Genomic DNA, 11,839 nt, shown 5'->3' on the forward strand with positions numbered 1-11,839 from the left:
TTCCGCCGGTCAAGCTTTAGTGTGCGCTGTTCACTGTAAAACCTTAAAATAGGGGGTTACCCCGAAAGCACCATGAACGCCCCAGTCGACGTCTCCTTTTTCGCGCGCGCCGCAAAGCCGCTGACCAGTTACCGCAAGTACTGGGCGGCTCGCTTCGGCACGGCACCCATTTTGCCGATGAGCCGGGCCGAGATGGACAAGCTGGGCTGGGACAGTTGCGACATCGTGCTGGTCACCGGCGACGCCTATGTGGACCACCCCAGCTTTGGCATGGCCGTCATTGGCCGCATGCTCGAAGCCCAGGGTTTTCGGGTCGGCATCATCGCCCAACCCGACTGGACCAGCGCCGAGGCCTTCAAGGCTCTGGGCAAGCCGAATCTGTTCTGGGGCGTGACCAGCGGCAACATGGATTCCATGATCAACCGCTACACGGCCGACCGCAAGATCCGCAGTGACGACGCCTACACCCCCGGCGACATCGGCGGCAAGCGCCCCGACCGCGCCGCTATCGTCTACAGCCAGCGCTGCCGCGAGGCTTATAAAGATGTGCCCATCGTTCTGGGCGGCATCGAAGGCAGCCTGCGTCGCATCGCCCATTACGACTACTGGAGTGACAAGGTGCGCCGCTCGGTGGTCGTGGACGCCAAATGCGACCTGCTGCTGTACGGCAATGCCGAACGCGCGATTGTCGAAATCGCCCACCGACTGGCCGCGCGCGAGCCGGTCGAGGCCATCACCGATGTGCGCGGCACCGCCTTTGTGCGCCGCCCGGATGACGAAACCGGCAACGGCTGGATAGAGATCAACTCCACCAGCGTGGACGCGCCGGGCCGGGTCGAGTCCCACATCAACCCGTACATGACGACTTCGGAGCAGGCAGCGGGCCAAGGCAGCACATGCGCCAAGGAAGATGCCGAAAAAGATGACGCGAATGCAAACGATAAAAGCGCTATCAAAAGCGCAGCTGCTTACGCACAGCCCGCGGGGGCTACAGGCCCAAATGGCATACAGGTTCCGGTCAATGACACCATCAAACCGCTGACCTTTATGCCGAACCCCAACCTGCAGCCCGCGCTGCACGGCCTGGGCAGCTACAAGGTTCCGCCCCGCGACCGCTCGGTCATTCGCCTGCCTAGCTACGAGCAGGTCAAGAGCGACCCCATCCTGTACGCCCACGCCAACCGGGTCTTGCACCTGGAGACCAACCCCGGCAATGCCCGTGCGCTGGTGCAGGCGCATGGCGAAGGCGTCACGGCGCGCGACGTTTGGATCACGCCACCGCCGATACCGCTGACCACGGCCGAGATGGATTTTGTGTTTGACCTGCCGTACGCGCGCAGCCCACACCCCAGCTACGCGGACGAGAACGGCAGCCACGACCACGCGACCAAGATCCCGGCCTGGGAGATGATCCGCTTTTCCGTCAACATCATGCGTGGCTGCTTTGGCGGCTGCACCTTCTGCTCCATCACCGAGCACGAAGGCCGCATCATCCAGAGCCGTTCCGAAGAATCCATCATCAAGGAAGTGGAAGACATCCGCGACAAGGTCAAGGGCTTCACCGGCACCATTTCTGACCTGGGCGGCCCCACGGCCAATATGTACCGTCTGGGCTGCCGCAGCCCGGAGATCGAGGCGGCGTGCCGCAAGCCCAGTTGTGTCTACCCGGGAATTTGTCAGAACCTGACAACCGATCACGGCCCGCTGATCAAGATCTACCGCCGCGCCCGTGCGCTCAAGGGCGTCAAGAAGATCCTGATCGGCTCCGGCCTGCGCTACGACCTGGCCGTCAAGAGCCCGGAGTATGTGAAAGAGCTGGTACAGCACCACGTCGGCGGCTACCTGAAGATCGCGCCCGAGCACACCGAGCAAGGCCCTCTGACCAAGATGATGAAGCCGGGCATTGGCTCTTACGACAAGTTCAAGACCTTGTTCGAGAAATACTCGCTGGAGGCTGGCAAGAAGCAGTTTCTGATTCCCTACTTCATCGCCGCCCACCCCGGCACCACCGATGGAGACATGATGAACCTGGCCGTCTGGCTGAAGAAGAATGGTTTTCGCGCCGACCAGGTGCAGACCTTCTACCCCAGCCCCATGGCCACGGCCACGGCCATGTACCACAGCGGCCGCAACACGCTGCGCAAGATCCACCGCACGGCCGAGAGCGATGACGAGACGGTAGACATCGTCCGCGGCGAAAAACGCCGCCGCCTGCACAAGGCCTTTTTGCGCTACCACGACCCCAACAACTGGCCGCTGTTGCGCGAGGCTTTGAAAGCCATGGGCCGTGCCGACCTGGTCGGCAATGGCAAACACCACCTGATTCCGACCTTCCAGCCGCTGGGCGATGGTGGCTACCAGAGTGCACGCAAGAAGAACTCAACCGCTGCGCCGGCCAAGCCCTTTAAGTCAACGCAACCGGTAAAAGGGCAGATCCTGACCCGCCATACCGGCCTGCCGCCGCGCGACAACGGTTCGGGGCGTCCCACCGCCACCAAACTAGCGCCCAAGTTGGCGCGCAAGCCGCGTTGAAGCAATGGGGGTGGCGCCGTTTGGCACCGCCGCATCTTACCGCTCCAGGCCAAATGCCTTTGATGAAATAGGGCGCTAGCCCTCGTGGGATGTGCGTAAGCAGCTATCAATACGATAGCGCCTGTCGCAACACAAAATCCCTCTCCTGGGCCAGGCTGCTTGCTCAGGCGGGTAGGGCGGACGGGGCCGGCTTGTCGTACTCCCCAAACCACTGCAGCGCGTCCTCCCACAGCGGCTGCGCCTGGCGGCGGAAGTAGCCCATGTGGCCTATGGCGCTCAGCCCATGGTCCTTGGGGCGTATGTCCACTGCCTGCAGGTCGGTGTAGCGGTAGCCGGCCATAAAGGCGTCGCGCGACGCGGGCGGTGCCCACAAATCGTCGGTGGCGTTGGCGGCGATGATGGGTGTGGTCACGTCATCAAACAGGTCCTGCACCTGCGCGGCCATGGCCGGGTCGTCAAAGAAATAGCGAGGGTAGCCGCACCAGTGTTTCCAGTCCTTGTAGACGCCCAGCGGCAGGTCTTCCCCCATGCCCAGCTTGCTCCACGGCAAGTAGCCCTTCCACCAGGTCATCAGCGGGCCGATGACGCGCCACATCAGTTTCACCTTCCACTGTTCCAGGGCTGGCATCCATCCGTGCCAGCCGGCACCGGTGGCGAAGGTGTAGAAGCGGGCCACGCGGCGGTGGTTGGGCAGCAGGCCGAAGGCATGGCCGCCAAAGGAGTGGCCAATCATGAACAGCGGCACGGTATCGCTGGACATGGCATCCACGGCGGCGCTCAGGTCCCGGCGCGCCCAGTCCAGGTACTGCATGCGAAAGCCCCGCAGCGTGGTTGGCTTGGACAGGCCGATGCCGCGGTAGTCCAGCGTCAGCGTCGTGTACCCCTGGCTGGCGGCAAAGGTGGCGAAGTTGCGGTAGAAGCCCTGCGGCACGCCGGTGGCACCGGCCACGACCAGGTTACCGCGCAGCGGGGCAGTGGCCGGGTAACGCAGCGCGGTGATGGCATAACCGTCGTCGGTCTGCAGCGTGATGGTTTCGGCTTGGGGCGTGTTGGCCTTGTCCATGGATGTGCTCCTGTGAAAGGGGGTGGTTTGCGCGGTCAGCGCGCGGCGGCAGGAAGACTCAAGCGCACCAGATCGAGCAGGGCCTTTGACGTGGCCTGCATGGCGTCCACGTTGCCAGCCACACGGGCCTGCACCAGGGCGCCTTCGTAGGCCGACACTGTCAGCGCGGCCAGGCTGTGCGCGCGGGTGGTTTCAATGCCGGCTTGTTGCAAGGTGCTGCCAAGGCGTTCGCGGATGGCGGCAAAGCCTCTGGCGAGGGTCTCGCGGATGGCGATGTCATCGGGCCCCGACTCCAGCGCTATCGTGGCCAACGGGCAACCGCGCTCGTAGCCGCTGACGGCAAGCGCCTTCTGTGCCGACGCCATCCAGGCCTCAAGTGCCTGCACCACGTCCGGGTAGCGCTGCGTCAGTTTGTCCAGGCCGGTGGTGATCTGCGCGATGACGGCCTCGATGCTGGCGACTGCCAACTCGGCTTTGCCACCGGGAAAGTGGTGGTACAGCACGCCCTTGGGGGCCTGGGCTACGTCCAGTATTTCTTTAAGCCCCACGCCGTGGTAGCCCTTGTGACGCAGGGCGTTTTGCATGGCGGCAATCAGACGCTCGCGCGTGGTGCGCGTGTCGTCGTCGGGTAGGGGTGGCGGTGCTGGCATGGGCTTGATTCTATAGACCGGTCGGTCTAGTGTCAAGCCCAGCCAGCCACTCCCGCGCTTAGCCCGGTTGGGCGGGCTTTGTCCCTTGCGCGTTCTGGGCGCGAACGGATTCCAGAATCCGCACCTCTCGCAGTTCATCCGGGCTGAAGCGGGATTTCTCCAGGTCCTCCACCGCTAACGCCTTGGCATCCGGGCTCAGGGCAGCCTGGCTCTGGATACTGTCCTTTGCGTTGCGGTAGTTCTGCAGGCGCTGGGTCCAGGCCGCTTGCTCCTGGTCCACGGCGGCCAGGCGTTGGGCTTCTTTCGCGCCATACAGCTCGGTGCGCAGATTGCGGATCGCGTCTTCGTTGCCGCCTTGCGACTGCAGCGTTGCGATGCGAAGGTTTAGTGCTGCCTCCTTACGCTCCTGTTGCACGCGGGTACGCCTGTCTGGCGGCAGCAACTGCTCCGCCTGCACGATCAGCGCTTCTCGGTCAGCCGGGCTCAGCGACTTGTTGGCATCCGCCTCCAGCCGCTTGATGGTGTAGGCATCGTAGGCCTCGTCGTCCTTGAAGAAGACATCCGCCACCTCGGAGCCCAGGTGCTGGCGGCGAGAGGCACTGCGTCGGTCCATTGCGGCCCTGACATCCGCTACCGTGGCCATCTGGGCGTCTTGCGCGTTGCCGGCGCGGTCCGTGGAGGGTTCGAATCGCGTCAACCCGTGCTTGTAGGCCAGGTAGTTGCGAAGAATGTCCAGGGCCTCGGCCGCTGCAGTTTCCGGCAACTGGCCGCGCAGATACTCTTCGATGCGGCCCAGCGAAGTCGCCAGGCCTTCTTCGGTGTGCGCTGACAGGAAGAATTCGAACAGCGCCGCCAGGTCGGCCGAAAGTATCAGTTTGCCCTTGGCATCGGCCGCGAGATTCCAGCCAACATTGACACCGCTCAGCGAGTTCGGAAGTCGGCCGAATCGCGACTTGGCGTCGTATTCCTGTAGCGTACTGAACCGCAGCACAGGGTGGCTGTCTTGAGACTGCGGGTAGTGGCCGGTCTTGATGAAGCCGTTCGCGATGGCGGTCGCGGTGCTGGCTGTGGCTTGTGGGCCCGTCGGCGCTGGCTGGTCAGCTGAGAGGTGCCATACCACGGCACACCCTGCCAGCACGACCAGCACGCAGACGAACGCCCGTTGTGCGTTCGCTTTCATGCTTAGCGCCCGGCCTGCTTCAGGCGGTTTGCATGGGTGCGGTACACCGACACGGGGTCAGCGGCGCCCCAGGCTAACAGGCCCAGCGTCTGGTTTTGCTCGTCCACATGGTTCCACCAGTAGCTCGACGAGATGGTCTTGCCAAAGCGTGCGCTGGACACCGGTATGAACGAATCAGCGTCGCCCGTATAACCGTACCAGTTGCCGAATTTGCGGATGACCAGCAACGCCCAGTCGGCCGGGTCAGTGATCAGCGGGAAGCCCGGCGCGGTGAACGTGTCATTGTGGATATTGCCAGTAAAAGAGTAGAAAAGGATGGCATTGGGATCGGTCACCGAGCGCTCCGCACCCTGGCCATCGCCCGCCCATTTGCCCAGTGCCGTAGCGTCAGCACCATATTGTTTGGTGCCGTAGCTGCCGCCCGCAGGCACGCCTGCGCTGGGGTATTTGGCATTGAACTGTTTCATGCCGGCTTGTGTAAAGTCGTTCAGCACACCGTTGGCGTTTTGCTGGAACAGCCAGTCCAGCCGACCGCTGAACAGCGCCACCACGCTACCGGCGACGTTGATGCCGGCAATCGCCGCCATCAGCACCGGCTTGGGCAGTGTGACCGCATAGTCGGGCATCGGCGTGCCGTAGTGCGGGCCGGCAACGGTCGTGATGGACGCAATATTGTTTTCCATCAGCTTGGCCGCCACGCGGGATGTCGTCGCGCCGTGGCTGTGGGCGATGATGTTGGCCTTATGGGCTGGGGTCAGCGTCGTCACGCCGTAGTGGGTTTTCAGGATGCGGGTGATCTCGTTTTTCAGGGCCACGCCGCGCTCTTCGGTCGACATCCAGGCCGACAAGGAGACGTTGTAGGTCTTCTGTCCGTCTGAGTAGTCGCGGATGCCATCGGCAACCTTGTAGAAATACTCTATGGAGCCAAACAGGGTGTCAAAGCCCATGACCCCCGGCACCAGCACGATGGGGTATTTGGTCTTGGTGTCGCCGTTGACCATGGCCTGGGCGGTCCCGGCAGTGGACAGCAACAGGCTCAGGGCCAGGGTGGCGGACATGAGCCGCCTCAGGTAGGAATTGCGCATGGTTATGTCTCCTCGTCTTGTTGATGAACGTGCAAACGTGGACGCGCGCAGCCCTGCGCTGGAGCTGGATGGCCTGGCGATACGCGTCCGGCTGGATCAATCACGCTGCGACGGTCTTGGTGCGGGTCGTCGCTTGACGTCCCGACGCGGGCCGCGGATCACGGCAGACAGGGATGTCGTAAATAGCACGGTCGTGCTATTTGCGAATAGTAAAACGCGTTCACCCCGGTGTCACGCTGGAAAACCCGCGTGCACCGGACAGGATTTGTAACGACTTGTGTGGCAGTCGCCGTGCGGCGAGTGCCTTACAGGGTGTGCAGCGGGATGTCTTTTTCTGCAGCCAGTTGGTCGAGTTGCTGGCGTGTCTGCGTCAGCACAAAGGCAGCTACCGCTGCATGGGTCTCGGGTGCAAACATGGCCGTGATTCCCGATACCTTCAATCCCACCGCGCCGGTCAGCGCGGCCGCAAAGTGTGGCTCCAAAGCCGCCACGGCGACGCGGCCGTCCTTGCACGGATAAACGCGGTAGCCAGCATGGCCACCGCCCACTGCAGCGCCGGGTGTTGTCAGGCCCCAGGTGCGGGGCAGTGCAAGATAGCCGGCAGCGTCAGACAGCGCGATGTCCAGGCGCACGCCCTTGCCCTTTTGCAGTTGCAGCAGCCGGGCCTGCAGCACGGCCTCGGACGCCATCAGCGAGCCGCCCATGTCGGCATACAGCGTGGGCGGCAGATCCAGTCCCCTCACCAATCCGTTTTCCGCCAGATAGGTCAGATCATGACCAGGCTCCTCGGCCCGCGCCCCTGGGGCACCAACAATGGCGACCAAAGAGAGCGCGGGGTAGCGCTGGTGCAGCGCCTTCCATTCCAAGCCGATCTTGCCAAGTGCAGAGGGTCGGAACGAAGTCAGCAGCACATCGGTCTTGGCCAATTCCCGGTGCAGGGCCTTCTGGCCTTTCTCTGACTTCAAATCAGCCTGCACAATCCGCATGCCACTGTGCAACGTGTCGTAGGCCTTGCGGTTGTACAGGCCCATGGGGTCGCCCGATGTGCCTTTGGGCGCGCTGGGGTGGGGCGGCGGCTCCAACTTGACGCAGGTGGCACCCATTTGCCGGCAGCGCATCAGCGCGGCTGGGCCAGGCAAGTTCAGCGCCAGGCTGAGGATGCGGACGCCTTTGAGTGACCGCAACGGTTTGGGGTTTGAATGAGGCTGTGACGGAGTTGGCATGTGAATCTGGGGGAGGGCGCATGCCCTGCGGTCGGTGAAGGAGGCGCTGTTCGGGCCATGATAATAGGAGACAGCGCGTCATTCTTCCACGCACAAGGTAGCCCATTGAATAACAGCAACCAACTAGACTTTGCCTTTGTGGCGGACCTGCCCATAGCGCCTGTGCCTGCCAGGAAGCCCAGCGCGCGGGCGACCACACGCACCGCAACACATGTGCCTGCGCCTGCATCCCTAGCCCCGCCCACCCCTGTGCTGTTCGCCGAGCCATCGGCCGCGCCGGTGGCCGAGCCATTGGCCGATCCGCTGCGAAGTGCAGTGTCGGCTGCGACGGTGCTCCTCCCATCGGTGGACCCCGATGCGGAATCCATGGCAACAACACTCGAAGCTCACCCCGACTACCGCGTGCTGCGCCGCTTGCAGCCCAGGCTGCAGTGGCACCAGGCTTCCGAAGGGTTGGGCGTGTGCCGCGTCATCGTGCTGGATACCGAAACCACAGGTCTGGACCAGTCCAAGGACCGCATCATGGAACTCGCCCTGCTGCGCGTGGATGTCGATCTGGCCACTGGCTTGCCCGTGGGTGATGTGCAGGTCTACGACGGCCTGGAGGACCCCGGCATGCCGATACCCCAGGACGTGCAGGACATCACTGGCATCACCCCGGCGATGCTGCAGGGCCAACGCCTAGATGAGGCCCGCATCGCAACGCTGCTCGAAGGCGTGAACCTGGTCATCGCACACAACGCCGGCTTTGACCGTCCCTTTGCGGAGGCGCGCCTGGCCCAGTTTCGCGGTCTGGCCTGGGCCTGCTCATTCGCCGAGATTCCGTGGAAGACGCACGGCCGGCGCTCGTCCAAGCTGGAAAGCCTGGCACAGGACATGGGTTGGTTCTACGACGCCCACCGGGCCGAGATGGATTGCCATGCCTTGTTGGCCGTGCTGGCCGCCCAGCTGCCGCAAGCGCCGCGGACCGGCCTGGCGCATCTGGTGGAGCAGGCCTTCAAGCCCAGCTACCGCCTGATGGCAACCCACGCACCGTTTGACGCCAAGGACAAACTCAAAGCCCGGGGTTACCGCTGGAACTCCGAGCAAAAGGTCTGGCACACGCGGGTCGGCGACAGCAAGGCCCTGCAGGCGGAATTTGATTGGCTCAAGGAGCATGCCTACCACCAGCGTTCTGCAGTTGTGCAATTTGAAAAACTTGATGCCTTGGTGCGCTACTCCACCCGCGAAGGTGAGTTGCTGCACCACCAGTTGTAAGGAGCACTGCAAGTATGTCTTCTCGTAGCTATTCACTGGTCGGGGTTCAAGTCGCCCAGGCCCGCAAGGTATTGATCAGCGGGCGCACTATCCTGACCGCCATCCACAAGACGGCAGTGGCTCCTGGCCCGGTGCCCGTGGGGCCGCTGGGCCTGCTGGGCGACGAGCAAGCCGATCCGTCAGTGCACGGCGGGCTGGACAAGGCCGTTTACGCATACCCCAGCGAGCACTACGCCATGTGGCGCCAGCGGCGTGCAGATGCAGGTCTGGCGGGCATTGACGATGCATTGCCGTATGGCTCAGTGGGTGAAAACCTGACGCTGGGTGGTCTGTTGGAAGAGGATGTGTGGGTAGGTGATGTGCTGCGCTTTGCCCACTGCGTATTGCGCGTCACGCAGCCGCGCGAGCCCTGTTACAAATTCAATGCCGCCATGGGCTTCAACACCGCCGTCAAGGCCATGGCGCAAAGTGGTGCATGCGGCTTCTACTTGTCGGTAGATGAACCCGGAACCGTGGAGGCCGGCGAATCCTTTGAGCTCGTGCCTGGGCCACGGCACATGGGTATTCCGCAGCGGTTTCAGGACAAGATGTTCAAGCACATGCGCTAAAGGCTGGCCGTAACCGCAGGGGCCCCAGACCTCAGCGTTTAACGGGCGCAGTTTTACTGACTGCGCTGGCCTGGCGTTGCGCGCCTTTTACCGGTGCGAGTAGAGCCGCGCAGTTGGTGTCGTTGCCAGATCCGGTTTCGATCAGCGGCAACAGCGCAGCCAGAGGGTTGAGCAATTCCAGGGCAATTGCAGAGCCCACGCGCAGCACCAGTTTGCCCTTGTCGAGGCCGTACTGTGGATGCCTGAAACTGCCGTACAGATAGAACGGTGTACGCAGAGAAAAGATACCCGCCTTCTTCGGCTTGGGCTCAACCGTGAAGCTGAACTGCTCATCCTTCAGGTTGAAAACACCGCTGCCGTCCACCCGGGTCTGCTCGGTATCCACAACAAAAAATTGCGACGTACCCAAGCCGTCCCGCACGCCAAAAGACGCGGCGCCGCAATTGACCTTGATGTCCTTGTCGCCACCTACTAGCAGCGTGATGATCTTGCCGCCGTTGAGCCCTGCGACAGCATCCAGCATATTGGAAATACGACCATTTGCAATGGCAACGGAGATGTTGCCATCCGCATTTCCCGCCGCATCAGCGATGGACGAACCGTCTCCACTGAGCCGGATCTGGGCCCCCAGCTCGCCGGCACCCTGGGCCAACTTGGGCATGGTCGGGAATAGTTTGGCAATCTGGATATGGCGAAAATCCGCGTCCAGCGTGGAACGCAGATGCTTTTCCTGCTTGGCGTCTATCGTGATGTTGGACACGATGGTGCCCCCCGCAAAGCCGACCTGCAGAGGTTCAAGCTTGGCCACGGCATCGTGCAGGTGGAACGAAAATTTCAAGTTTTCCACCGGTAGGGCATCTGGCGCCTCCAGTCGGGCTGCAGCATAGTCCACGTCTGCATCGATGGCGCTGATGCGCCGTCCATCAAATTTGCCTCGCGGCAATATGCCATCGCCTTTGGCGGCAGCGGTGCCAGTTGGCAAAACCTTGTCGCCGGCGATCTGACGTTCCTTTGCCTGGGCTTTCCCTCGGGTTGTAGTGTCAGATGGCTGGAGCTTGGCGTCAGGCTTGTTGGCCGTGTCTTTTGTCTCCAATCCAATCAGCGGGCCCAGGTCGGACAGTTTCAGCAACTTGCTTTCCAGCTTGGCGGTCAACAATGGCCGCGGTTTTTTCTTCAGGTAGGCACCGCTGCCTTTGACGTCGGTGTCTCCGATTTTTCCGTTCAGGTCATCAATGCTGTAGCGATCACCCTGTTGCACGAGATGCCCGCGCAAGGCATAGGGCGGAGACGCTGGCAGGGGTAATAACAAAAACGGATACAGGCTGGCCAGCGTGGAACCTTCAATTTTCATTTGCATGTCGATCGCCGAGATATCCATGACATCGGCAACCGTTCCTTCCACCATCGCCCGTGTGGTACCGGCGTGCAGCCTGCCCTGGATGGGGAAGGGCGTGGCGGATTCCTGAAAGCTCAGTACGTCGCCAGTCAAGGCATCGCCGTTGAAGGCTGCGCCGTGGTATTTGCCGCTGAACTGGTAGCGGGTGGTGTAGCTGGTGTTGCGCGGCTTCGCTGCGGCTTTCACGACCCCGTCAGTAGCTGCCGGATCAAACGTGCTGGCATCGACATCGATGGCGAAGGGCTCTCCATGGTCGCTGTAGCGCAAGTGGCCTTTGTCAACAGAAAGGCTGCTGATGCGCAGGCGGCTGGCACCCGACGATTCGGAGGGCTTGCGGATCAACCAGTTCTTGCGGCCATCGGCAGCTTTCTCAAATAATAGTTTCGCGTTGGACAGAGCCACCCGCGGTACCAATATCTTGTGGTCAAACAGGTCGCGTAACGACACTGTAAATTCCAGCGAGCCCACCTGCGCCATCGGTGTGGGGTCAGACGACCAATCCGCGTTTGCAAACACCACATCCTTCATCTTGATGGTCGGCGTTAAACCCAAATCGACGTCGAGGTCGGAGATGTGGAATTCGCGCTGGGTTTTCTCTGAAACGTAACGTTCCAACGGATGGCGAAACCAGTTCCAATCAAAAACGAGCCACAGTACTACCAGCAAAGCTACCAGTGCCAAGCCAATCGCTTGCCACCGCTTGGGTCTAAACGCTGGGGTCTTCATCGTTCGGGACGATCCTTTTCTGCTGTGGGTTGGCTTTACGGTTGGGTTCCATTTTAAAGATAGGCCGGTGCGTGTCCAGCGTCGGTGCGTTGCCCTACATAGTCCAGATATAGCCTTGT

9 protein-coding genes are annotated in these 11,839 nt (G+C 62.1%); 3 read left to right on the plus strand and 6 right to left on the minus strand.

Annotated elements, in window-relative coordinates:
• Window positions 1–72: 72 nt before the first annotated feature.
• Window positions 73–2,532, plus strand: coding sequence for a YgiQ family radical SAM protein (locus AC097P_RS15155; protein ID WP_479611263.1), 2,460 nt, complete (start codon window positions 73–75; stop codon window positions 2,530–2,532).
• A 163-nt stretch (window positions 2,533–2,695) separates the two neighbouring features.
• Here AC097P_RS15155 and AC097P_RS15160 read toward each other — a convergent pair whose 3' ends face one another.
• The 5 genes from AC097P_RS15160 to AC097P_RS15180 form a co-directional block, all read right to left on the minus strand.
• Window positions 2,696–3,595 carry an alpha/beta hydrolase family protein gene (locus tag AC097P_RS15160; RefSeq protein ID WP_479611264.1) on the minus strand — a complete coding sequence of 300 codons (900 nt, stop codon included), beginning with the start codon at window positions 3,593–3,595 and terminating at the stop codon, window positions 2,696–2,698.
• A 35-nt stretch (window positions 3,596–3,630) separates the two neighbouring features.
• Entirely contained in the window at window positions 3,631–4,245 is a 615-nt protein-coding gene (locus AC097P_RS15165) for a TetR/AcrR family transcriptional regulator (protein WP_479611265.1), read from the minus strand.
• A gap of 58 nt (window positions 4,246–4,303) precedes the next feature.
• A complete protein-coding gene (locus AC097P_RS15170; RefSeq protein ID WP_479611266.1) occupies window positions 4,304–5,425 on the minus strand; it encodes a lipase secretion chaperone in 1,122 nt (373 codons plus the stop codon).
• A gap of 2 nt (window positions 5,426–5,427) precedes the next feature.
• Entirely contained in the window at window positions 5,428–6,510 is a 1,083-nt protein-coding gene (locus AC097P_RS15175; RefSeq protein WP_479611267.1) for an esterase/lipase family protein, read from the minus strand.
• Between the two features lie 305 nt (window positions 6,511–6,815).
• Window positions 6,816–7,733, minus strand: a complete 918-nt coding sequence (locus tag AC097P_RS15180) for a CoA transferase (protein ID WP_479611268.1) — start codon at window positions 7,731–7,733, stop codon at window positions 6,816–6,818.
• 105 nt (window positions 7,734–7,838) lie between these two features.
• On the opposite strand from AC097P_RS15180, the gene AC097P_RS15185 reads away from it, so the two are divergent.
• Both AC097P_RS15185 and AC097P_RS15190 read left to right on the plus strand, forming a co-directional pair.
• Window positions 7,839–8,990 (plus strand): 3'-5' exonuclease, encoded by a 1,152-nt coding sequence (locus AC097P_RS15185; protein ID WP_479611269.1) that lies wholly within the window; start codon window positions 7,839–7,841, stop codon window positions 8,988–8,990.
• Between the two features lie 14 nt (window positions 8,991–9,004).
• Window positions 9,005–9,598 (plus strand): MOSC domain-containing protein, encoded by a 594-nt coding sequence (locus AC097P_RS15190; protein WP_479611270.1) that lies wholly within the window; start codon window positions 9,005–9,007, stop codon window positions 9,596–9,598.
• A 31-nt stretch (window positions 9,599–9,629) separates the two neighbouring features.
• Here the strand turns inward: AC097P_RS15190 and AC097P_RS15195 are convergent, their stop codons facing one another.
• Window positions 9,630–11,720: an AsmA family protein gene (locus AC097P_RS15195; protein ID WP_479611271.1), complete on the minus strand. Its 2,091-nt coding sequence runs from the start codon at window positions 11,718–11,720 to the stop codon at window positions 9,630–9,632.
• Between the last annotated feature and the right edge of the window lie 119 nt (window positions 11,721–11,839).

Source organism: Rhodoferax sp. ZS1R8 (assembly GCF_056521325.1).

What these genes read in the sequence shown, in the direction of transcription:
- AC097P_RS15155 (WP_479611263.1), top strand. Translation starts at nt 73, where the DNA reads ATGAACGCCCCAGTCGACGTCTCCTTTTTCGCGCGCGCCGCAAAGCCG.
- AC097P_RS15160 (WP_479611264.1), bottom strand. Translation starts at nt 3,595, where the DNA reads ATGGACAAGGCCAACACGCCCCAAGCCGAAACCATCACGCTGCAGACC.
- AC097P_RS15165 (WP_479611265.1), bottom strand. Translation starts at nt 4,245, where the DNA reads ATGCCAGCACCGCCACCCCTACCCGACGACGACACGCGCACCACGCGC.
- AC097P_RS15170 (WP_479611266.1), bottom strand. Translation starts at nt 5,425, where the DNA reads ATGAAAGCGAACGCACAACGGGCGTTCGTCTGCGTGCTGGTCGTGCTG.
- AC097P_RS15175 (WP_479611267.1), bottom strand. Translation starts at nt 6,510, where the DNA reads ATGCGCAATTCCTACCTGAGGCGGCTCATGTCCGCCACCCTGGCCCTG.
- AC097P_RS15180 (WP_479611268.1), bottom strand. Translation starts at nt 7,733, where the DNA reads ATGCCAACTCCGTCACAGCCTCATTCAAACCCCAAACCGTTGCGGTCA.
- AC097P_RS15190 (WP_479611270.1), top strand. Translation starts at nt 9,005, where the DNA reads ATGTCTTCTCGTAGCTATTCACTGGTCGGGGTTCAAGTCGCCCAGGCC.
- AC097P_RS15195 (WP_479611271.1), bottom strand. Translation starts at nt 11,720, where the DNA reads ATGAAGACCCCAGCGTTTAGACCCAAGCGGTGGCAAGCGATTGGCTTG.